We start from the raw sequence: 22364 nt of genomic DNA, 5'->3' as shown, positions 1-22364 counted from the left end.
CCGCGCAAGGGTGAGGCGGTGGTCTGCCACCGTCTCACCCTCGGAGCCCGGAGTTGACTGCGTAGTTGGGAAGAGCGCGGCTCAGCGCTGGGTGAGCCCCGTGTCCACGGCGCGGATCAACTCGCCGTCAGGGGTGTCCCCGTCGAGCGACCAGAACATCGCCCCGCCGAGTTGGTGGTGGCGGATGTAGGCGGTTTTGGTCTTGAGGACCTGCGGATCGTCGTAGGTCCACAGGGTCGTGCCGTCGAAGAGCCAGGCATGGCCGTTTCTGCGGTCCCGATGAACGGTGTACGTCCCCGAGTCCGCGAGCTTCTTGAGCGCCTCGTAGTCCTCGTACCCCGCCTGCCAGGTCGCCGGCGCGGGGGCTGTCGCGGGCTGGTTGAGGCCGTCGCCGCCCCCGGTCACGCCGGTCCAGCCCTGCCCGTAGAAGGGCATGCCCACGACCAACTTGCGGGCCGGTGCGCCCCGTTGGAGCCATGCGTCGACGGTCTGGTCGACGCTGAAGTCGTCCTTGGCGTACAGCGCGGACTGCTGGTTCGTGGTCGCCTCGCCGGAGACGTGGAAGTCGTAGCCCTGAAGGTTGACGAAGTCCAGGTCCCGCATGATGCGGGGTACCTCGAATCCTGCGTCGATCTTCGCGGGGGCGGTCGGTACGAACGCCGAGAGCTCGTAGTGCTTGCCCTTCTTCTGGGTGGTCGCGTAGGCGTCGAGCTGCCGCCGGAACTCGCGTACGAGCGCGGTGAAGTTCTGCTTGTCCTCGGGGCGGTAGACGGTGTCGGTGTCACCGGCGGAGCCCGGCCACTCCCAGTCCAGATCCACACCGTCGAACAGCCCGGCCGCGGCGCCCTGGCCGCCGCGTGCTCCGTCGACGGGCAGGTTGCCCTTGATGTACAGGTCGAGGCACGAGGCCACGAAAGCCTTGCGGGAGGCGGCCGTTCGCGCCGCGTCGGAGAAGTGGGTGGACCAGCTCCAGCCACCGAGGGAGATCATCACCTTCAGTCCGGGATTCTCCGCCTTGAGCTCCCGAAGCTGGTTGAAGTTGCCCGCCAGCGGCTGCGTGTCGGTGTCGGCGACACCGTCCACGGAGTTCTCGGCGTCCAGCGGGCGCACGTAGTCCGCCCAGGCGTCGGCCTCCCCGGGGATGTTCCCCGTGAAGCACTTGCCGTCCGAGCTGACGTTGCCGAACGCGTAGTTGATGTGAGTGAGACGAGACGCCGCTCCGCTCGCCTCGAGGTCGGCGACCTGGAAGTCACGGCCGTAGACACCCCATTGGGTGAAGTAGCCGACGCTCTTGTACGCGGGGGAGTGGGAAGTCCGAGGGCCATCGGCCGACGCGGGCGCCGTGGCGAGGAGAGTGACCGGAAGGGACGCGGCGCAGGCGACAAGTGCCAGCCTGCTGAGGAGTCTTCGACGCATGCCCGGAAGCTATTGGTCTGTACCATCTGTGGTCAAGGGTGAGGCCGGGGTTGGTCCGTCGGTGGTGCGCCCACCCCGTCCGCAGTCTCACCCATGGGGGAGGGGTAAGAGCCTGGCAATGCGGATTGATGACTCATGTCAAGGCGCGCTCGACCTTTGCCCTGATGCCTCTGTGACGCGGGGTGATGGACATCGTTGCGTCCACAGGCCAGGCGCGCGGATCCGTCGTCACCGTTGCACGGCCGGACAGCGGAAGCCCGCGCTCCGCCTTCCACGGGATGCCGGATAGCGCGAGACTGCACCATGGCATTCCGGGGACGGCCGTCGCCACCTCCGCCGCAGGGACCGGTCGCTACTCTCAGCGGGCACGGCGGAGCGGTGAACGCGGTGGCGTTCAGCCCTGACGGACGGCTGCTGGCGTCCGGGAGCAGCGACAGGACCGTGGTTCTCTGGCATGTCACGGATGCATCCCACCCGACCCGGGCCGTCGGCCTCACCGGCCATCACAGAGCGGTGAACGCGGTGGCGTTCAGCCCTGACGGACGGCTACTGGCGTCCGGGAGCACCGACTGGAGCGTGATCCTCTGGGACGTCACGGACCTGGCGAACCCGACCCGGTCGGCGGTCCTTGTCCATGAACGCCCCGGTTGGTTGTTTCGCGACGGCTGGCGGCAAGGTGGTGTCCACGCGGTGAGTTTCAGCCCGGACGGACGGTTCATCGCCTGTGCCAGCGACCGCGCCGTGATCGTCTGGGATGTCTCCGACCCGGCACGGCCGAGCCGGTGCGCGCGTGTCACCCACCATCGGCATGTCTGGCGGTCAGGTCCCGTCGTATCGGTGATGTTCAGCCCCGACGGACGGTTACTGGCCTCGGGTTCCGACGGCGACAAGAACACCGGGGTCCTGTGGGATGTCAACGAGCCGGCGCATCCGGTCCGAACCGCCGTCGTCCGACCGCAGGCACGCGATTGGTCCAAGGCGTTGTCCTCGGGCGGGGCCCCTGCCGTCCATTCGGTGGGATTCAGTCATGACGGGCGGCTACTGGCCACCGGCAGCGGGGATCTGGGCGTTGTCTCCGGCACCTACGGGTCGTGGCGGCAAGGAGCCGTCACGGTGTGGGACGCCACCGACCCGGCACATCCCGTGAGGACGGGCACAGGCACCCTCCCCCTGGCCAGACTTGGGGACACTGGGCAGATGTATGCGGTGGCGTTCAGTCCGGACGGCCGGTTGCTGGCCTCCGGGTGCGAGAACGCGGCCGTGACCCTGTGGGATGTCACCGACCCCACGCACCTGACCCCGGCCGCCCATCTCGCCGGCCACCACAAGGCCGTAAGGGGTCTGGCGTTCAGCCCGGACGGACGGATGCTCGCCGGCTGCGGCGTCGACACAACGGTGAGGCTGTGGGAAACGAGCTGACGGTGCGCGCCGTTTCCCGTGCTTCGAGGGCCAGGGCAGGACTTGTGGCCCGGCCGGCACTCTGCCAAGGGTTCATGACCACGATCCACACTCCAGCGGACGCCCAAGGCAGTTGGCCAGGCAAAGTGTCACATGCGTGCCCCTGGGGTCTGCGAACGCTGCTTGATGACCCATGTCAAGCCGCGCTCACAAACCTTTGGTTGGCTCGAAGCAAGATTCGCCTATAGGCGGCCGTCCGGTCCCACGCAGGACTCGCACGCATCACAGAGAGTCAACTCGATCGGCCGGGTTTCGCGCAGCGTTCCAGCGTTGCCGCAATGCTCGCAGATGTGCTCGCTGGCGGCCGTGAACCCGGCCACCAGTGAGTCGAGCCTGGCCGCCTCGTCGGACGTCCAGTTTCCACCCGGCTTCCACGGCCGAGGAAATGCCTGGAAGGCTAGGGCCGCCCACTTCTGCTTCACCGCCAGAAGCTCGTACTCGGGAAACGCCGCGACAACCGCCTCGTGGCACCGCAGTACAAGGGCACGCCACCCGGGCCCCACATCGAATTCGAACGAGGAGTCACGGAGGTGACGCCTGAGGGGTTCCAGTTCAGCAGCATGCGCTGCCACAGGACGGCCGTTCATCCCTCCGACCCTTTGGTATCGAACGCCCACACTCGTGCGGGATCGAGGTGGAGTTCGTACGGAGGCGCGGGTGGCATGAGTAGTTGCCGCGGATGGTGTGGCCGAGGTTCGTCGGCCGGCGGGGTGAACGGTGCGCCCCACGGCTCGGGATCAACGGCATAGTGCCCTCGCGGCACAGTGGAGGGGCCCAGTCCCGTTTCCTTGTCCCGATCTTTGTCACGGTCCGAGACTTCCGGGACGGAGGGCTGCTTCACCAAGTCCGGCGTGAGTTCAACTCCGCACTTCGTGCAGTAGAAGACCGTCATACATGCCGTTGTAGCCGCCAAGCGCTGTCGGCGCATCCTTGTTTCCGATGAGGTAGCGGCACCGACGCGGGATTCGGCCGTCTAGCCAAGGCTTGTTCCGTACAGATCAGTCACGTAGCCGTGATCCACCCTTGCGCGGGCCCGCCCGCGGGAGTTGTTGTAGGCCAGAGTTCAGGTGCGTGGCGCTGCTGGGGGTTGTGAACGCGCCTTGGTGATCCACGTCAAGCCTTTGACCCGGGCCGTCAGGACTCGTCTCCGGCGGGCAGGATCCGACCGTTGGCGTCGCCGAGAGCGGGCCGGATCCGGCCGGTGACCTCCCCAAGTCCGATGCGTCCCCCTCGCGGGCCGGGCGCCGTTCCGTTGACAGTCACCTCGTCTCCGTCCTCCAGGAACGCGCGGGTCGATCCGTCCGGCAGCACCAGCGGGTCGGTGCCTCCGGCCGTGAGTTCGATGAGCGACCCGCACTCGTCGGCATGGGGTCCGCTGACGGTGCCCGAGGCGTAGAGGTCACCGGTGCGGGTGGAGGCTCCGTTGGCCGTCATGTGGGCCAGCATCTGCGCGCCGGTCCAGTACATCGAGGCGAACGGGGGCGAGGAGACGAGGTGGCCGTTGAGGTGGACATCCAGGTTCAGGTCCAGGCCCTGCTTGCCGGTGTCGGTGAGATAGGGAAGCGGTTCGGGATCTCGCTCGGGCGGGCTGGTCCAGGCGGCGTCCAGAGCGTCCAGGGGAACGACCCAGGGCGAGACGGAGGTCGCGAACGACTTGCCCAGAAACGGTCCGAGAGGAACGTACTCCCATGCCTGCAGGTCACGCGCGGACCAGTCGTTGACGAGGCAGACCCCGAAGACCCGTTCGCGGAAGTCGGCCACGGACACCGACTGCCCCTGTCGTGAGCCGGTGCCGACGACGAATCCCACCTCGGCCTCGATGTCCAGGCGCCGGGTGGGACCGAAGTCGGGCGAGGCCGCCTCGGGGCTCTTGCGCTGTCCCCGCGGGCGCACGACCGGGGTACCCGACACGACGACCGTGCCGGCCCGGCCGTGGTAACCGATGGGCAGATGCTTCCAGTTGGGGGTGAGCGGGTCGCTTCCAGGACGGAAGAGGCGTCCCAGGTTCGTCGCGTGGTGCTCGCTCGCGTAGAAGTCGACGTAATCGGCCACCTGGAAGGGCAGATGCAGCCGCACGTGCTCGAGCCGGTGCAGATGCCTAGCGGTGGCCCGCTGGTGCCGGCTGTCGCTCAACAACTCGGTCACCCGTGCCCGGACCTGCGTCCAGCGCGTGCGGCCCTGTGCCATGAAGGCGTTCAGCGAGGGCCGCGCGAAGACCGGATCGTCGAGGGCGGCCGCCAGATCGAGCACCTGCTCGCCGACCCGGACTCCGACACGGGGCGCTCCACTGGATGGTGAGAACACCCCGTAGGGCAGATTGTCGATTCCGAACAAGTCGTCGGGTGGCAGGTCGAGCCAGGTCATGGAGTCAACTCCGTTGCTGAGTAAGGCACTTGGCCTACTTGTCGATAGTGGGCCAGGGTCGGGGCTCCCGGCTTCAGAAGTTGCCGCGCTTGGCCTGCTCGCGCTCGATCGCCTCGAACAGGGCCTGGAAGTTGCCCTTGCCGAAACCGAGCGAGCCGTGCCGCTCGATGAGTTCGAAGAAGACCGTCGGGCGGTCGCCGAGCGGCTTGGTGAAGATCTGCAGCAGATAGCCGTCCTCGTCCCGGTCGACGAGGATGCCCCGCCGCTGCAACTCCTCCACCGGGACCCGCACTTCGCCGATCCGGGCACGCAACTCCGGGTCCTCGTAGTACGAATCGGGGGTCGCCAGGAACTCCACTCCCTCGGCGCGCAGGGCGTCGACCGAGGCGAGGATGTCGTTGGTGGCCAGCGCCAGATGCTGCGCTCCGGGACCCTGGTAGAACTCCAGGAACTCGTCGATCTGCGACTTCTTCTTCGCTACCGCCGGCTCGTTCAGCGGGAACTTCACCCGGTGGTTGCCGTTGGCCACCACCTTGCTCATCAGCGCCGAGTACTCGGTGGCGATGTCGTCCCCGATGAACTCGGCCATGTTCGTGAAGCCCATGACCCGGTTGTAGAAGTCCACCCACTCGTCCATCTTGCCGAGCTCGACATTGCCCACCACGTGGTCCAGAGCCTGGAAGATGCGCCGCGGTGCGCCGGGCCGCTTCACGTACGAGGACGTGCGGGCCACATATCCCGGCAGGTAGGGCCCGTTGTAGCGGGAGCGGTCAATCAGTGTGTGCCGGGTCTTGCCGTACGCGGCGATCGCCGCCCGGCGGACGGTGCCGTGCTCGTCGCCGACATCGTGCGGCTCCTCCACCACGGTGGCTCCCTGCGCCCGCGCGTGCGCGACGCACCGGTCGACGTCCGGGACCTCCAGCGCGATGTCGATCACTCCGTCGCCGTGCTCGCGATGGGCGTCGGCCAGAGGACTGCTCGGATCCACCGCACCCTTGAACACGAAGCGGATGGCACCGCTGCGCAGGACGTACGCCTGGTGGTCGCGGTTGCCCGTCTCCGGCCCGGAGTAGGCGATCAACTGCATGCCGAACGCCGACTGGTAGAAGTGCGCGGTCTGCGTGGCGTTGCCCACCACCCACTCCACCGCGTCCCAGCCGGTCACCGGAAACGGGTCGCTGGAGGGGTCGTAGTCCACCAGGCCGACGAGCTGCTGCAGCTGCGTCAGGTCGAGCTCGGCCAGGCGCTCCTGGCTGGTGAGGGTCTGCTCGATGCTCATGACGGAGTTCTCCTTGCATGGATCAGGCCCATGGCGCGAGCCGCCACGGAGGAACGTGAAGTGGGCCGGAACGCGCCGCTGCCGCAGCGCCTGGCCAGGACCAGCACAGACGCTCGACGCGCCCTGTGCAAGAGGTCCAGTGAAATCTGAGCAGACTGTTCAATCTGCTCAGCAATACCTCGAATACGTTGCGCAATTTGTACGGCGAATTCCGCAGCGCTTCTCCCGATAGCGGTCAGTCCGTGTAGAACAGCCTGGCGGGGGAGTCGACCAGGATCCGGTGGCGGTCGGACGCGTCGGGAGCCCAGTCGGCCAGCAGGTTGAGCAGTTCGCCGGTGTCCCGCTGACCGTCGGTCAGATGCGGCCAGTCCGATCCCCACACGAGGCGGTCGGGCCGGGCCGCCACGAGCGCCCGGCCCAGGGGCTCGACGGTGGACAGCGGCTTGTCCTTCGCGATGCGGTACGCCCCGGAGAGCTTGAGGTGGCAGCTGCCTCCGTCGAGGACCCGCACCAGACGGTCGAAGTCCGCCTGCGTCAGCCCGTCCGACTCCTTCATGTATCCCATGTGGTCGATGACGAAGGTGTCCTCGAGGTCAGCGAAGAACGGCAGCAGATCCCGTACGACGGTGCCCGGCGTGTAGAACTGCAGGTGCCAGCCGCGCGGACGGGCACGGTCCGCCATCCTGCGGACGTACGCGATGATGTCGGCGGTCGGCTGGGACGCCCGGGCGAACAGGTCCAGGCGGATCGCCCGCACACCCAGCTCGTGGAACTCGTCGAGCTCCTTGTCGGGGGTGTCCTCCTCGATGCGTACGACGCCACGGCAGCGCGGGCCGGCCTTCCTCAGGACGTCGGCCAGCAGGCTGTTGTCGGTGCCGTAGTACGTGGGCTGCACGAGGACCATGCGTTCGATGCCGAGCCATTCGGTCATCCGCAGATACTGCTGGAGAGTGCCGTCGGGGAACCCGTACAGCGGGTTCGGCACCGCGGTGAAACCGGGCTCGAAGACGTGGAAGTGGGTGTCGCAACTGCCCGGAGGCACCTCGAAGCGGGGCTTGGTGTTGCTCTCCGCGGCGCGCATGGGGGTGGGTTGGGGAAGGTCTGCGGTCATCATCCGTCCTGATTCTTGGCGCAACTGCGCATCCGGGTGGGGGCTAGGGGAGGCAGGTGGAGAGCGCCTGCCGGGCGCGTGCCTGCGCGCCCTCGAAGAGAAAGGCGCTGTCGGTTCCGGTGATGCGCAGCGAGCACACCCCCAGCGGGACGAGCGTGTCGAGGATCGCCGGGTCGCCGATGCCGCCGAGGACCATGAGCTTTCCGTGCTTGCGGCAGGCGTCCGCCAGCCTCTCGACGGCGTCGCGGACACGCGGATCGCCGAACTGCCCTGGCACACCGAGTTCCGCGGTGAAGTCGTTCGCGCCGAGGGACAGCATGTCCACGCCGTCCAGGGCGGCGATCTCGTCCGCGTTCGCGATGCCGGCGGGTGTCTCCAGGAGGATCTGCACGATCGTGGCGTCGTCCAGGGCGGGGTTGAGCTCCTGTGCGGCGATGGGGCGCATCCCGAGCTGGGGGACCATGTTGGTCTGGGAACGCTGGCCGCGTGGGGCGAAGCGGCAGGCGCGGGCGATGTCGCGCGCCTCCTCCACCGTTTCGATGCGCGGCGCGATGATCCCGTGGGCGCCGCCGTCCAGCATCCGGCCGATCATCCCGTACTCGCGCTCGGGGACGCGCACCAGCGCCGTGAGCCCGAGGCTGTCGGCCGCCGCGCACAGCTGGGCGGCGACATCGGTCGACATGGTGGAGTGTTCGAGGTCGACGAGGATGCTGTGGTGGCCGGTCGAGCGGGCGATGTGGACGACGTCCGTGGTGCGGCTGGTGCGGACGGTGAGCATGAGGGTGGGTTCGCCTGAGTGCAGACGCTCCAGGAACCCGCCGGAGAAGGGGTGTTGGGTCATGGCGGAGTCGCTTTCGGGTCAGGCCGCGGCGGAGATGGAGCCGTAGGCGGGGTAGGGCTCGTCGTCGAGGCCGGGGACGGTCACGGCGAGTGGGTCGTTGCCGTGCTCGATGAGCTGCTGGGCCGCGTAGTCGGTGACGGCGCCGGACAGCAGTTGGCGGGGGTCCTCCATGACCAGGCGCAGCCGGGTGACGAGCGTGAACCAGTCCTTGGGGGAGCGGATGCGGGGCTGCTCGGTGATGACCTCGTCGGCCCGGGTGACCGTCCGCTCACCCAGGAGCCCGGGGCGGTCGTCGCCGGGGGAGAACGCCGGATAGCCCTCGAACATCGCCCCGCCGAGCTCGACCGTGACCCTGGTGCCCGCCCACAACTGCCGCAGCACCGGCTCCAGTTCCTCGACCTCGCTGAGGTCTCCGCCGACGGGCGTGGCGAATCCCCGTGCGTGCGGGGCGATGTAGAGGCGGTCCAGCGGCAGGGTGTGCCGCGAGGCGGCCAGTACGGTGCCGGCGACACCGTTCGTACGCCAGGTCACCCCGGCGGTGGGGCGCCCTATCTGCCCGACGACCACCACCATGGCGCGTGCCCAGTCGATGTCCTGGGCGTCGCACCAGGCGATGAGCCGGTGCGCGTTGTCCATCCCGACGAGGAAGAACGTGGCGACCATGATCCGGTTGAAGGACACCGGAAGGTCCGGGTGACCGTCCTCCAGGTACTCCTCGCGCAGCGTCCGGTGGTTGAGGAGGGAAGTGTCGGCCAGCGCGCGCAGGAGATACCGCTCGGTCACGGCGCAGGCGTAGTCGACCATCGTCGCGATGGCCTCCTCCCGGCCCCGGTGGGAGACGGCCGCGATCCGGTCACGCCACAGGGCCGTGCTGTTGGCGGCGCGGGAGCGCCGTACCTGGTGCAGCAGGTTCTCGGCATCGGCCCGCCACACGCCGCCGGGGTCGTGGCGGTACAGCTCGACGAGCGAGGCAAGGGCCGTACCCAGATGAGAGACGGCGGCCAGTTCCTTGAAGCCGCGATTGCTCAGCCGGTAGGGCAGGACCGTCAGCGGCCGTCCGTCGCCCGGATAGAGCGCCATGTCGGCCCCGGTCACCACCAGAAGGGGGTCGCGGGCGTGTGCCCGGGCGGCCGAGACGCGCAGATGCGCGCCGATGGAGCCCGGCCCGGCGGTGTACGCGGTGAACAGGTCGATGAGCTCGGGACTTTCGTGCTCGGACACGTGGATCTCTCTTTCACAAGGCAGGGGTCGGTACGGCAACCGCGCGGCCGCACCGGATCGAGGCTTCAGCCCAGGAAGCGGTAGACGCGGCTCTCGGCGGCGAACCGCAGGTCGGCGCTCAGCGCGTTGGTCTGCACGATCAGCGGGCCCGCCGCGCTGTCCAGGACGGCGATATCGGTGCCGCCCGTCGTCGGGAACTCGTCGACGACGTCGAGCCGGCCCTCGTCCCACCGGTAGACCTGCGACATCAGCGCGGCCGTGGGATGGGCCGGAGTGCCCTCGATGAAATTGACCCGGATCACGTAGAGCCCGCGGTCGGTGCGTACGACGGCGAGTTCACGCGCGCCCGCCCCGATGAGCTTCTGGTGCTCGACGAACCGGTCGGCCGTCGCGTCCCAGCGCAGCACCCGCGAACCGTCGTCGATGCAGGCGATCATCAGGTACGTACCGCTGCCGCCCGAGTCGTCGAACGTGGCGAAGGCCCGGCCCGCTGCCGTGGCCAGCTCCTGGTGCGGGACGAACCTCCCCCCGTGCCACCGGTACAGAACGCTGGGCCCGGCATGGTCGGCATGGGCGAGCCACTCGTGCCCGCCCACCGTGAACGCGTGCCAGTTGTACGCCCATTGGGAGGGGATGTCCTGGAAGCGGGCGAAGCGTGTGCCGTCCCAGGCGTAGATGACGGAGGGCCGGTTCTGTTCGGCGAGTCCGGGGAGGGTCACCCCCTGGGCGAGTGCGAGGAAGTGCCGGCCGTCGACGGTGAAGTGCCGCCACTGCTTCGCGGCGAAGCCGTCGAAGGCCTGGAAGGGCACGAACCGAGTGCCGTCCCATTCGAAGAGCGTGGAGGGGATGGCGTATTCGTACGGGCCCGCGCCGGTACGGATGCTCGCCACCGCGAGGAACGCCCGCTCCCCGATGCGGAAGAACTCGGCGTCCTCGCCGCCCGGCGCAGCAAGGCTTCCCCAGGGCTCGAACCGGTCTCCGTCCCGGCGCAGCAGCAGCACCTCGGTCTCGCTGTCGCCGCCGTTCATGTGGGCGGGCCGACCGGGGATGTCGTAAGCGAGTTGCGGGATCGCGAGCAGTTCCAGACCGTCGACGAGGAACGGCTCGGCGGCCCTGGCGCCGGAACCCGGAAGTGCCTGGACCAGGCTCAGATATGCGCTGTTCATGGTGCCTCCTGTGGGGGAGCGGCGCCGAAGAAGAGCCGGCCCATGTCCGGGTCGGCGAGCAGGGCGTCGGCGGAGCCGGTGTGCAGGACGCGGCCGCCTTCCATGACGACGGCGTGGTCGGCGAGGGTGAGGCCGAAACGGACGTTCTGCTCGACCATCAGGACGGTCACCCCCTCCTGCTTGAGGGTGGTGATGGAGTCGGCGAGCTGCTTGCTCGCCTTGGGGTCCAGGCCGAGCGTCGGCTCGTCGAGGAGTACGACGCGCGGGGTCAGCATCAGGGCGCGCGCGAACTCGACGGTGCGCCGCTGCCCTCCGGACAGGGACGCGGCCTTGTCGTCGGCACGCTCGGCGATCAGCGGGTACAGCTCGGCGATCTCCGTGTAGCGGCGTCGGTTGCGCTCGCGTTCCCGGCGGTTGACGTACGCGCCGAGCATGACGTTCTCGCGCACCGTCAGGGACGGGAACAGCCCGTTGTGCTGGGGTACTTGGACCACCCCGCGGCGCAGGATCTGCGCGGGGGAGCGCCCGCCGATGTCCTCGTCGCCGAGCATCACCTGTCCGCCGCGCGGTCGCAGAAGCCCGCTGCACGCCTTGAGCACCGTGGACTTGCCCGCCCCGTTGGGGCCGACTATGCAGGTGATCGCGGATTCGGCGGCGGCGAAGTCGACGCCGCGCAGGATGTCTCCGGCGCGGCCGTATCCGGCCACCAGGTTCTGGAAGGTGATCATGCGGTGGCTCCCGAGGTCGCCGGGTCGTTGCCCGGGCTCGGCGTGTGGTCACCGAGGTAGGCGTCCAGCACGGCGGGGTCGTGCTCGATCCGTCCGGGCGGTCCGCTCGCGATGACGCGGCCCTGGGCCAGGACGTGGATGTGGTCGCACAGCGACAGCACCAGCGGCATGTTGTGCTCGACGACGACCACGGTCGTGCCGGCCTCGTTGAGCCTGCGGACGATGCCCGCGAGCCGTTCCACGAGCGTCGGGTTGATGCCCGCGGCCGGTTCGTCGAGCAGCAGGATCTCCGGCTCCAGCATCAGCGCCTGCGCGAGTTCGATGAGCTTCTGCTGCCCGTAGGACAGCCCGCCCGCGTGGTGGTCGGCGTAGGCGTCCATGCCGACGAAGGCGAGCCATTCGCGGGCCTGTGCCGCTTCCTTGCCGCTGATCGCGGAGGTCCTCAGCCCCGCCGTGGAGAACGAGCGGCTGGGCACGGCGAGATTCTCCAGCGCGGTGAGCTGCGGGAAGACCCTGGTGGACTGGAAGGTGCGGGCCAGCCCCGAGTGTGCCCGCTGCCAGCGCGGCAGGTTGTCGATGCGCCGCTCGCCGAGGTGGACGCTGCCGCCGTCGGCGGTGAGACTGCCGTCGAGGAGGTTGAACACCGTTGTCTTGCCCGACCCGTTGGGCCCGATGAGCCCGGTGATCGAACCCCGCTCGACGGTGAACGAGCAGCCGTCGACCGCTCGTACCCCGCCGAACGACTTGGCCAGCCCGTCCACCCGCAGCAGCGGTCCGCCCGATGCGCGCTCACGGGCCGGCGAGACAGGGGGCAGCTGGTCGGGAACCTCGGTCAGGCGGATGCCGGCCGTCGCCTGAGGCTCGGTGCGGCGCCGGCGTGCCAGCCAGGCCGCGCCCTCGGTGAGCACGCCCTTGGGGAAGAACAGCACGATCGCGGCAAGCAGGGCCCCGTAGATGATCATCCGCCACGAACCGGCGTCGGGCCCGCTGAGGTTCTGGTTGGTGAACTGGTTGAGCGGCTCCAGGAGGAAGGCGCCCAGGACCGGCCCCCACAGCGTGCCCACGCCGCCGAGGTGCGCGGCGAGCACGATCTGCATGGCGATGACGATGTCGAACATCGAGGCCGGCTCGAGGTAGGCGATGTAGTACGCGTAGACGCCGCCGGCGATGCCGATCGGGAAGGCGCTCGCCGCGAACGCGAGCATCTTGTAGCGGTCGGTGCGCAGCCCGATGCCCTCGGCCTTCGACTCGTCGTCCCGGATCGCCATCAGCCCGATGCCGAACTTGGAGCGGCGGATCGCCCACGAACCCCACACGGTCAGCGCGAGCAGGACCAACAGGTAGTAGTAGAAAGGCCAGTTGAGATACGCGCGGTCCCAGGTGGGCAGCGGCAGCGCGAGCCCGTGGTTGCCGTTCGTCAGTGACCCCCAGTTGGACACCAGCAGCGCGGTGAACTCCAGAAAGGCGAAGCTGACGATGACGAAGGCGATACCGCGCGTACGCCGTCCGACGAGCCCCAGTACGACGGCGGAGGCCGCGGCGACGACACCCCCGGCCGGGGCGGCGAGCAGTGGGGAGACGCCGGTGTGGATCGAGATCAGCGCGGTGGTGTAGGCACCGACGCCGAGGAAGGCGCTCTGCCCGAGGGAGACGTAGCCGGTGTAGCCGGAGATGATGTTCCAGCCGGAGGCCATGACGGCGAGCAGGAACGCCATGATCGCCATGTTCTGCAGATAGGCGTTGTCGTTGACGAGCGGCAGGACGGCGAGGACGACGGCGGCCAGGCCGATGCCGTACGCCCGTAGTCGGCTGTTGCTCAGGCTCGCAATGCTCATGCGCGGCTCATGTCCTCTCGCAGCCGGGCGCCGAGCAGGCCCTGCGGGCGGGCCACGAGCACCAGGATGATGGCCAGATACGGGACCGCGGCGGCCCAGTCGGGGGCGATGTACGTCGAGGTCAGGGACTCGGCGAGGGCGATGACAAGGGCGCCGAGCACACTGCCGGGCAGACTCCCCATGCCGCCGAGCACGATGATGGAGAGCATCAGCCCGATCCAGTGGTCGGCCGAGCTCGGCATGAACGGGTACAGGACGCTCAGCAGCGTTCCGCCCGCGCCGGCCGCCGCCACCCCCAGGGCGTACGCGGCCGCCCAGACGGAACGCACCTCGATGCCGATGAGCCGGGCGCCCTCCGAACTGGACGCCGTGGCCTGGATGGACCGGCCGAGCCAGGTGTGGCGCAGCAGCAGATACAGGCCGGTGAGAACCACCGCGGCGACGAGGCAGGCGTACACCTGGGCCTGCGGGAAGCGCAGCCCGAGCACCGAGAACGAGCGGTTCGCGTAGCCGGGGGTGACCGACTGCGGTTCATTGCCCCAGACCAGCGCGATGACACCCTTGGTGACGAGGGTGAGCCCGAAGGTCGTCACCAGCGCCATCGAGGGATCGGTGGTCCGCGAGCGCTCGATGAAGACGTAGTACGTGGCCCAGCCGACGACCAGCAGACAGGGCGTCGTGATGAACACCAGGAGCAGCGGGTCGATGCCGGTGGCGTTCCACAGCGTGTACGTCAGATAGGCGCTGAGGATGAGCATGCCGCCCTGGGCGAGGTTGACGATCTTCATCACGCCGAAGATGAGGTTCATCCCGGAGGCGACCAGGGCATACACGCCGCCGACCAGGAGCCCCAGGATCACGGTCTGCAGAAACTGGCTCACGACGACCACCCGGGCTTGGGGTTGACCGCCTTGTCGACGGTCTTCTGCGCGGCCGGGGCGACGAACTCGAACTTCCCGCTCTGCCACTGCGCGAGCAGCATGTCGCCGTCCGGGACCCCGCGCGCGTCCCACTTCAGCGGGCCCACGATCGTCTGCACGGTGTGCGAGTGCAGCCAGTCCGCGAGCTTGTCCTGGTCGAGACTGCCCACGCCCTTGACGGCGGCCTCCAGCACCTGGCCCGCCGTGTACGCGTTGGCGGCGTCGTCGCCGGGCGCCGATCCGTAGGCCTGCGTGTACGCCTTCACGAACTCGGCGTTGCCCTTGTAGTCGGCGTTCGGACTCCAGGCGGCCGAGGTGAAGATGCCCTCGGTGTTCTTCGCGCCGATCGCCTTGGGATAGGAGCCGATGAGGCTCGGGGCGTTCGTCTGGTACATCATCTTGGGGCTGAACTGCTGCTTCTGCAGCGCCTTGACGAGGCCCGCGCCGTCGTTGGCGGCGACCGCGCCGTGGATGACCAGGTCGGGCTTGGCGCGGGCGACGGCGCTGGCGATGGGGTCGAAGTTGACGGTGTCCGGGGCGTACTTCTCGCTGTAGACCGTCTTCACGCCGAGCTCGGTGAGTTCCTTGCGGAACTCGTTGATGGTGACGTCGGTGTTGGGGTCGTCCTGTGTGGGATAGGCGGCGGTCTTCGGCCGCTGGTCGGCCGGCAGCGACTTGATGTACTGGACGAACTGCTCCGGGAGGTCCAGCGAGGTGCTGGGCTGGGCGAAGAACAGGTAGTCGTAACCGCGGCTGAATATCTCCTCGGCGCCGCCGGAGGGCTCGACGTAGAGCATCTTGTTGCGCTCGGCCACGGCCGAGGCGGGCAGGTTGAGCCTGGAGGAGAAGGTGCCGAGCAGCAGGTCGGAGCGCTCCTGGCTGATGAGGCGGTTGTAGTTGGTGACGACGGTGTTCTGGTCGAAGCCGTCGTCGAGCACCTTCAGCTCGACCTCGCGGCCCAGCAGCCCGCCGTTCTTGTTCAGCTGGTCGAGCCACACCTTGTAGCCCTCGTAGGCGGGCTTGGAGGCGTCGGCGACCGGGCCCGACAGCGGCAGCGAGGCACCGATCTTGATTGCTCCGCTGCTGCTCGAACCCGACCCCGAGCCGCAGGCTGTGGCGACCAGCAGCACCGCCGCCGTCGCACTGAGCAGGGCCGTGTGTCGTCCGCTTCGGCCGAATCCTGGCATGAGATTCACCTCAAGTTGGTGATCGTGATGGCGGTTCGTAGGGACAGCCCCGCGGACCGGTGCCGTGCCGGGTGGCTCGGACCGGGGTGGAAGACGGCGACCGGAAGTGGTGACGGCTCGTCAAATACGGTTCCGGAGGCGACCGTTGGCGCTTGTCCCTTGCGCGTGGAACGTCTCCCCGGGCGTGTGGAACGCCCGGTGGTGAGTGGTGTCGGCCGGGGCGTCCGCAGGCGCCCTTGCCGTTGATGTGCAATGTATACATTGCACATCAAGGCTCGACAAGGGATCGGACAAGGCTTGCGGTAAAAAGGTGCTACTCGCGGGTAGCGCTATGGCCCGGCTGTATGGGCCGCCTGGTGTGAGCGCCGCTCCAGGGCGCGCGAGGGGGCCATGCCGCGGCGGCAGGATGCCCGAGCTGATGAGATCGGCCGGGGCGTCGGCGGCGCCTTGCCGCGGCCGGCGGCACTCAGGTCAGGGGCCGGGTGCGGCAGAAGGAATCGAGCATGCGGACACCCGCCCGGGTGGGCTGGATCCGCAGGCGGCTGACCCCTTGGTCAGTGGCGGCCTTCTCCGTACATCGCCGCCGCTTCCCGGACGTGCTCGGCCGCCGCGGCCTCGGCCCGTTGAGGGTCGCCGTCGACGATGGCGCTCACGATCGCGTCGTGCTGGCGAGGCGTCAGGTCGCTGCGGCGGTTGATGTTGCTCAGGCTCACGATGGCGAACCGGGCCCAGATGCGGTCGAGCGCGTCCTCCAGCAGAGGATTGCCCGAGAGGCGGGCCAGCATCATGTGGAAGTCGAGATTCGCGCGCCAGGCCCCTGCCGGATCGCCCGCCTCGGCCCGCTCCTCGACATGGCGAGAAGCCTCCTTCAGCCCACTGAGCTGCGCGGGGGACAGCTGCCCCTCGCGCTGCGCGGTCGCGGCGAGCTTGGCGGCCAGCGCGTCCAGCGCGCCGTGCAACTGCATGGCGTGCAGCATCTCCTGGGGGGAGAGTGAACTGACCACCACGCCCCGGCCCGTTGAACTCACCAGACCGTCGCTCTGCAGTCGACGCAGCGCCTCGCGGACCGGGGTCCGGCTCATGCCCAGGTCCTCGCAGATACCGAGCTCGGTGAGCCGGACACCGGGGGTGTAATGCCCGTCCAACAGCCGCTCGCGCAGCCGCCGGTAGGCGATTTCGGCCTGGTTGTGCATCCCTGGACGTTCTTCGGAACGGTCACCGGATGAAAGCATGCACAACGTATACATTGCATTCAAGACCGAGTGCAATGCCTGACCTGGCTCCTGCCCGGATGTTACGCCCCCTGCGACTCCCCGCTCCGGGGAACGGGCCCGCTGACGACCGCCCCCTCCGGCCGGGCCACGTGACGCGCGGCGACGGCGAGAACAAGGTTTCCTGCAAAGCACGCGCCCGCGTCGAGCAGCCCCTTGATCCCGGGGATTCCGGGTATCGCGGGTGTATCGAAAATCGCATACGCCGCCGCAACGGTCCGCCGTCTCCAATGAGGGGCATGAACCGCAATGCATCTCCGGTGGCACCGATCCTCCGCACGCGCAGGATCGTGCTCCTCTGCCTGGTGATCCTCGGGATGGCGAGCGCCGTGTTCCTCGTGCGGGGGCCGCTCATGATGTCGGCTCCGAGGTGCATGGCGGGGCGGTGGCATGGCTGCTTCGACACGTTCAACGGTGTGGTGCTCATGACGTTGGTCGCGCTGCCGTTGGCCTTGCTGGTGGCGTGGGCTCTGGCGTGGCGGCGGCGTGCCGCCGGTGTCACATCGGCGTGGCGGACGTCGCTCGCCGAGGTGGGCATGGTCCACGGGACGGTGCCGTTCCTGTGGCTGACCATGATGCCGGGCGCCGCGCCCGGCACCGTCTCTGGCGTGGTGAGCCTCGTACCGCTTCGGGACCTGGTCACGATGGGGCCGCTCGGGATCGTCGGCAACCTGTTGGTCTTCGCGTCGCTGGGGTTCTTCGCTCCGATGAGGTTCGCGGCGCTGGCGTCGGTGCCGCGGATCCTGGCGCTCGGGGCGGGTTGCTCGGTCCTGGTCGAAGCCGCACAGTACGTCCTGCGCCTCGACCGGGTGTCCTCCGTGGACGACGTACTGGTCAACGCCACCGGCGCCATGCTGGCCGGGCTGGCGTCGCGCCGATGGTGGCGCACCACGGTGGAAGCGCCGTCGGACCAGCCTCGCCCCGTGCCGGCACCGGCAGGCTGAGCCGCGTGTCCGGTGCGCACACGTCTTTGCATACGCCGGCGATAAGTTGTGCTGCTTAGGGTTCAGACATGCGCGTACTGATCGTGGAGGACGAGCCCTACCTGGCCGAAGCCGTCCGTGACGGTCTGCGCCTTGAGGCGATCGCGGCCGACATCGCCGGCGACGGCGACTCCGCCCTGGAACTGCTCAGCGTCAACTCCTACGACCTCGCGGTCCTCGACCGAGACATTCCCGGCCCCTCCGGCGACGAGGTCGCCCGGCGCATCGTCGCCTCCGGCAGCGGCATCCCGATCCTCATGCTCACCGCGGCCGACCGTATCGACGACAAGGCTTCCGGGTTCGGGCTGGGCGCCGACGACTACCTCACCAAACCGTTCGAGCTACGGGAGCTCGTCCTGCGGCTGAGGGCGCTCGACCGCCGACGCGCGTACGCCCGGCCCCCGGTCCGCGAGATCGCGGGCCTGCGGCTCGACCCCTTCCGCCGGGAGGTCTTCCGCGACGGACGCTATGTCGCGCTGACCCGTAAGCAGTTCGCCGTCCTTGAAGTCCTCGTCGCCGCGGAGGGCGGAGTCGTCAGCGCCGAACAGCTGCTGGAACGGGCCTGGGACGAGAACGCCGACCCCCTCACCAACGCCGTGCGCATCACCGTCTCCGCACTGCGCAAACGACTTGGCGAACCGTGGATCATCACCACGGTGCCCGGCGTCGGCTACCGGATCGACACCGGCAGGGACACGAGGGGCACGACAGACCCCGGCGGCACTCATGAATAGACGCCCAGGGCGCAGCGCCCGCCTGAAACTCACCCTCAGCTACGCCGGATTCCTCTTCGTCGCCGGCACTCTCCTGTTGGCCGTCATGTGGGTGTTCGTGCTGCGCTGGCTACCGGCCAACGACCCCAGAGCCCTCCAGGAGACGTTCGGCGCCGTGATCATCGTCGGGCCCAGCCGCTCCGACCTCCTGCGCGGCTTCGCCCCCGCCGCGGCCACAGCGCTGGGCTCCCTCCTCGTGTTCGGCCTCCTGGGAGGGTGGATCCTCGCCGGCCGGATGCTCGCACCCCTCACACGGATCACGGATGCGGCACGGATGGCCGGGAACGGATCGCTGTCCCACCGGATCCGCATGAAGGGCCGCCAGGACGAATTCCGTGAACTCTCCGACGTGTTCGACTCGATGCTCGAACAACTCGAGTCCCACGTCGCCGAGCAGCAGCGGTTCGCCGCGAACGCCTCCCACGAACTGCGCACCCCCCTGGCCATTTCGCGGACGCTCCTCGACGTCGCCCGCAAGGACCCCACGCGCGACCGGGACGAACTCATCGAACGCCTGCACACTGTCAATGCGCGGGCGATCGACCTCACCGAGGCCCTGCTGTTGCTCAGTCGCGGCGACTCCGGGAACTTCACCCGCGAGAGCGTCGACCTCTCCCTTCTCGCCGAAGAAGCCGCCGAAACGCTGCTTCCTCTCGCCGAACAGCGCCGGATCACGCTCGACGTCACCGGTGAGGCGGCCCGGACCAGCGGCTCCGCGGAGCTTCTGCTGCGGATGGTGACGAACCTCGTCCAGAACGCCGTCGTCCACAATCTCCCGGCCGGTGGCACCGTGACGGTCCACACCGAGGCGTACGGCGACACGAGCGTGCTGCGGGTCGAGAACACGGGCCGTCGGCTCCCACCGGAACAGGTACCGACCCTCACCGAACCCTTCCAGCGAGGAACGGAACGCGTACGCACCGACGAGCACGCCGGCGCCGGCCTCGGCCTGGCCATCGTGCACAGCATCGTCCGCGCCCACGACGGGACGCTCGACCTCATCCCCGGCCCCGCCGGCGGTCTCCTCGTCACGGTGCGGCTCCCCGGCACGGCGTAGGCATCGTCCCCGAGCGTGTTCGAGCTCTTGACGTGTCTGGTTCAGACCTTTACTTTTCCCGTGAATTAATCCCACACTGGCCGTCTGGTCACGTATCTGAATGCCTTGCACTGCCCCCACCATTGCGAAGGGCGACAGCATGAGACCAATCCGTTCCTTAACCCGTCTGTCCCGGGCAACTCGCTTCCTTCTCGCCGGTGTCGTCGCGGCGGCGACGCTCGCCGCGACCAGTGGCACCGCTCAGGCGGTGAACGAGCCGGTCAACGTCTGGCTGACGACCACATCCGACTCCGCCGGACGTAACGTGACGCGTGGTCTGGCGCAGCAGACGGCGCTGCGCTTCGGCCCGGCCGGCGGAACCGCCCAGCACACGATCAACATCGACGAGAACACGACGTACCAGCAGTTCGAGGGCGGTGGCGCCTCGATCACGGACACCACCGCCTACCTGCTGCGCGGCGGCCCGATCAGTGCTGCCACCCGCGACACGGTCATGCAGAAGCTGTTCTCCCCGACTGCGGGCATCGGGCTGTCCTTCGTCCGCAACCCCATCGGAGCCTCCGACCTGTCCCGGCCGGGCAATGTCTCGCTCGACGACACCTGCTGCAACCTCAACGACTTCGGGGCCAACGGATACGACACCAACGTCCGCCTCCTGACCGGCCAGGCCAAGCAGCTCAACCCGGCGCTGCGGGTGAAGGGCGTGCCGTGGAGCTCGCCCGGCTGGATGAAGGACAACGGGCGCATGGACCAGATGGGCTGGCTGAAGTGGGAGTACTACCCCATGTACGCCCAGTACTTGGTCAAGTACATCCAGAGCTATCAGGCCGCCGGAATTCCCGTGAATTACATCTCGGTGCAGAACGAGCCCAACTGCTGTCAGGCGAGCAATCCGACGGCGATGAACTACCCGGGCATGAGCTGGAATCCCTCGGGACTCGTGGAGTTCACCAAGAACCACGTCTATCCGGCCTTCCGCGCCGCCGGTATCACCACCAAAGTCCTCGTCCACGACTGGAACTATGGTGACTACGCCAACTTCGGCTCCGCGGTCCTCGCCGACTCTGGCGTCCGCAATGACCCGTTGTTCGGCGGAATCGCCTGGCACGGCTATTTCGGTGACCCTGCGGTCGGCACCCAGGTCCACAACCAGTACCCGACCGTCAAGCAGTTCAGCACCGAGCACTCGGGCGGCACCTGGATCTCCAACCAGCACAACGAGGACCTGGCCGACATCGTCAACTACGCCCGCAACTGGAGCAGCAGCCTGGTCAAGTGGAGCCTGGCGCTGAACCAGAACATGGGGCCGCACAACGGCGGCTGCGGCACCTGCACCGGACTGATCACCGTGCAGGAGGGCGGCTCGCGGGCCGGCCAGGTCGACTACACCATCGAGTACTACACCACCGGCCACCTCACCAAGTTCGTCAAGCCGGGTGCGTACCGCATCGCCTCCACGGCCAACAGCACCGTGCAGAACGTCGCCTGGCGCAACCCCGACGGCTCCAAGGCGCTCATCGCGCACAACGGCGGCACCAGCACCCAGTCCGTGCGCGTCAACTGGGGCAGCCAGTCCTTCGTCTACACGCTGCCGGCCCGAACCACCGCGACCTTCACCTGGTAGACGCACACGACCCCTGCGCCGGCGACCAGTCGGCGTCGCAGAGCGCAAGCGTTCACAGGCTGCCTGCGTGACGTGCCTGGCCTCAGTGGGTCATACGTCGCGCAGGCAGGCGGCGTACGAGGGCTTGTCAGTTCTTGGGTCCGGTGCCCTTGGCCAGCGGAGTGATGTCGATCCGGCCCTTCTGCAGGACGTCGCCGAGCTTCCAGGCTGTCGTCAGATGGTGACGGGAATCGGGCGGGGTCACCTCGAGTGCGGTCGGGTTCTTCTCGGCCTTGGTGGGCTCACCCTTGGCGCCGACGACGGTCCAGTGCAGCGTGGTGTGGACGCTCTGCCCCGGCTTGAGAGTGAGCAAGGGGGTGTGGCCGGGGTCGCGGACGACGTGGGTGGTGACGTTCTTGCCGTGGGAGTTGAGGAGCTGAAGGCCGGTGTACCCCTGGGTGCGTACGGTCTTGTGGGTCTTGTTGGTGAGTACGACCGACGCGTAGCGCTGGCCCGCCCCGGGGCTGAGGGCGTGGATCCGGACGCTCAGGGAGTTGGTGTCCGCCCATGCGGGCCGAGCCGCCGCGGTCCGTGACGGTGACACCGCGGCCGCTTGGGAGGTACCGGCGGTCAGCCCGACAAGAGCCAGGGTGGACACCGCGGCGATCGCACCACCGGTGACACGGCGCCCGATTCGCTTGTTGTTTCGCATGATCGTTCCCCTTCTGGGTGCCTCCTCGTTTGGGGCACCGCTATGGAATAGGAGTGCGGCGAGGAGGGGGCGGTTCGCGGAATTCACGATCTTTACTGTGCGGGATGCTCTGTTGACTCTTGATTGATGCTTTCTTGCATGGTGAAGCAGTGGCGTCGCTCACTCCGGGAGCGCTATTTCGACGAACCCCGGAGAACGTCTGAATTCGGGAGCGGTTCGAAAAACGTCCTGCCGCAATGGCCTCGGAGCTGAGGGCTCGCCGGGCTCGGGGAAGGCCGTGCGGTGCCGACCGGGGGATTCATCCGGGGTTTCCGTGCGCGGAGCGGTGACCCGGCCGAGGCGTGATCGTTTCAGTCTTGGCGGTCGGCGCAGTGAGTCCGGCCGCGGACCTCCACCCGGTGTACGGCGCCTGATGTGCGAGGGGGTCCTGGAGCGTGTC

At 68.4% G+C, this 22364-nt stretch carries 17 protein-coding genes and 1 pseudogene; 5 read left to right on the top strand and 13 right to left on the bottom strand.

The genetic code is table 11. The features are described 5' to 3' along the window. Nucleotides 1-81: 81 nt before the first annotated feature. Nucleotides 82-1416: a glycoside hydrolase family 18 protein gene (locus OG266_RS02385; protein ID WP_371542157.1), complete on the bottom strand. Its 1335-nt coding sequence runs from the start codon at nucleotides 1414-1416 to the stop codon at nucleotides 82-84. 303 nt (nucleotides 1417-1719) lie between these two features. On the opposite strand from OG266_RS02385, the gene OG266_RS02380 reads away from it, so the two are divergent. Next, on the top strand, nucleotides 1720-2835 hold the full coding sequence (locus tag OG266_RS02380; RefSeq protein WP_371542155.1) for a WD40 repeat domain-containing protein: 1116 nt from the start codon (nucleotides 1720-1722) through the stop codon (nucleotides 2833-2835). Between the two features lie 1173 nt (nucleotides 2836-4008). Here the strand turns inward: OG266_RS02380 and fahA are convergent. The 11 genes from fahA to OG266_RS02325 all read right to left on the bottom strand — a co-directional run bounded on the left by fahA (nucleotide 4009) and on the right by OG266_RS02325 (nucleotide 16719). Next, nucleotides 4009-5238 carry a fumarylacetoacetase gene (gene fahA / locus OG266_RS02375; protein WP_371542153.1) on the bottom strand — a complete coding sequence of 410 codons (1230 nt, stop codon included), beginning with the start codon at nucleotides 5236-5238 and terminating at the stop codon, nucleotides 4009-4011. 73 nt (nucleotides 5239-5311) lie between these two features. Further along, on the bottom strand, nucleotides 5312-6517 hold the full coding sequence (gene hppD, locus OG266_RS02370; protein WP_371542150.1) for a 4-hydroxyphenylpyruvate dioxygenase: 1206 nt from the start codon (nucleotides 6515-6517) through the stop codon (nucleotides 5312-5314). 235 nt (nucleotides 6518-6752) lie between these two features. Beyond that, on the bottom strand, nucleotides 6753-7631 hold the full coding sequence (locus OG266_RS02365; protein WP_371542147.1) for an amidohydrolase family protein: 879 nt from the start codon (nucleotides 7629-7631) through the stop codon (nucleotides 6753-6755). Between the two features lie 40 nt (nucleotides 7632-7671). Beyond that, on the bottom strand, nucleotides 7672-8469 hold the full coding sequence (locus OG266_RS02360; protein ID WP_371542145.1) for an HpcH/HpaI aldolase/citrate lyase family protein: 798 nt from the start codon (nucleotides 8467-8469) through the stop codon (nucleotides 7672-7674). Between the two features lie 18 nt (nucleotides 8470-8487). Further along, a complete protein-coding gene (locus OG266_RS02355; RefSeq protein ID WP_371542143.1) occupies nucleotides 8488-9690 on the bottom strand; it encodes a DUF5624 domain-containing protein in 1203 nt (400 codons plus the stop codon). Nucleotides 9691-9755: 65 nt separating this feature from the next. Then, nucleotides 9756-10856, bottom strand: coding sequence for a hypothetical protein (locus OG266_RS02350; RefSeq protein ID WP_371542140.1), 1101 nt, complete (start codon nucleotides 10854-10856; stop codon nucleotides 9756-9758). Continuing rightward, nucleotides 10853-11584, bottom strand: a complete 732-nt coding sequence (locus OG266_RS02345; RefSeq protein WP_371542138.1) for an ABC transporter ATP-binding protein — start codon at nucleotides 11582-11584, stop codon at nucleotides 10853-10855. The genes OG266_RS02350 and OG266_RS02345 overlap by 4 nt, the downstream gene beginning before the upstream one ends. Then, entirely contained in the window at nucleotides 11581-13419 is a 1839-nt protein-coding gene (locus OG266_RS02340) for an ATP-binding cassette domain-containing protein (protein ID WP_371542135.1), read from the bottom strand. Before OG266_RS02340 ends, OG266_RS02345 begins: the two co-directional genes overlap by 4 nt. Continuing rightward, nucleotides 13416-14300 carry a branched-chain amino acid ABC transporter permease gene (locus tag OG266_RS02335; RefSeq protein WP_326718446.1) on the bottom strand — a complete coding sequence of 295 codons (885 nt, stop codon included), beginning with the start codon at nucleotides 14298-14300 and terminating at the stop codon, nucleotides 13416-13418. The genes OG266_RS02340 and OG266_RS02335 overlap by 4 nt, the downstream gene beginning before the upstream one ends. Then, nucleotides 14297-15526, bottom strand: coding sequence for an amino acid ABC transporter substrate-binding protein (locus tag OG266_RS02330; RefSeq protein WP_371542132.1), 1230 nt, complete (start codon nucleotides 15524-15526; stop codon nucleotides 14297-14299). Before OG266_RS02330 ends, OG266_RS02335 begins: the two co-directional genes overlap by 4 nt. A 554-nt stretch (nucleotides 15527-16080) precedes the next feature. Continuing rightward, nucleotides 16081-16719: a GntR family transcriptional regulator gene (locus OG266_RS02325; protein ID WP_329543614.1), complete on the bottom strand. Its 639-nt coding sequence runs from the start codon at nucleotides 16717-16719 to the stop codon at nucleotides 16081-16083. A gap of 317 nt (nucleotides 16720-17036) precedes the next feature. Here OG266_RS02325 and OG266_RS02320 point away from each other — a divergent pair, with 317 nt between their 5' ends. The 4 genes and pseudogenes from OG266_RS02320 to OG266_RS02305 form a co-directional block, all read left to right on the top strand. Beyond that, entirely contained in the window at nucleotides 17037-17741 is a 705-nt protein-coding gene (locus tag OG266_RS02320; protein ID WP_371542128.1) for a VanZ family protein, read from the top strand. Between the two features lie 68 nt (nucleotides 17742-17809). Continuing rightward, entirely contained in the window at nucleotides 17810-18514 is a 705-nt protein-coding gene (locus OG266_RS02315; RefSeq protein ID WP_266471214.1) for a response regulator transcription factor, read from the top strand. Continuing rightward, a complete protein-coding gene (locus tag OG266_RS02310) occupies nucleotides 18507-19610 on the top strand; it encodes a sensor histidine kinase (RefSeq protein ID WP_371542125.1) in 1104 nt (367 codons plus the stop codon). The genes OG266_RS02315 and OG266_RS02310 overlap by 8 nt, the downstream gene beginning before the upstream one ends. 139 nt (nucleotides 19611-19749) lie before the next feature. Beyond that, nucleotides 19750-21231 (top strand): annotated as a pseudogene (locus tag OG266_RS02305) (glycoside hydrolase family 30 beta sandwich domain-containing protein); the annotation flags it as partial. 130 nt (nucleotides 21232-21361) lie between these two features. On the opposite strand, the gene OG266_RS02300 reads toward OG266_RS02305, so the two are convergent. Then, the gene (locus OG266_RS02300; RefSeq protein ID WP_266471204.1) at nucleotides 21362-21925 is read right to left on the bottom strand and encodes a DUF4232 domain-containing protein; all 564 of its coding nucleotides are present in this window, start codon (nucleotides 21923-21925) and stop codon (nucleotides 21362-21364) included. Nucleotides 21926-22364 lie beyond the last annotated feature (439 nt).

This window comes from Streptomyces sp. NBC_00554, from assembly GCF_041431135.1.
GTDB lineage: Bacteria > Actinomycetota > Actinomycetes > Streptomycetales > Streptomycetaceae > Streptomyces.
This window is presented reverse-complemented; position numbering and strand designations above follow the sequence as displayed.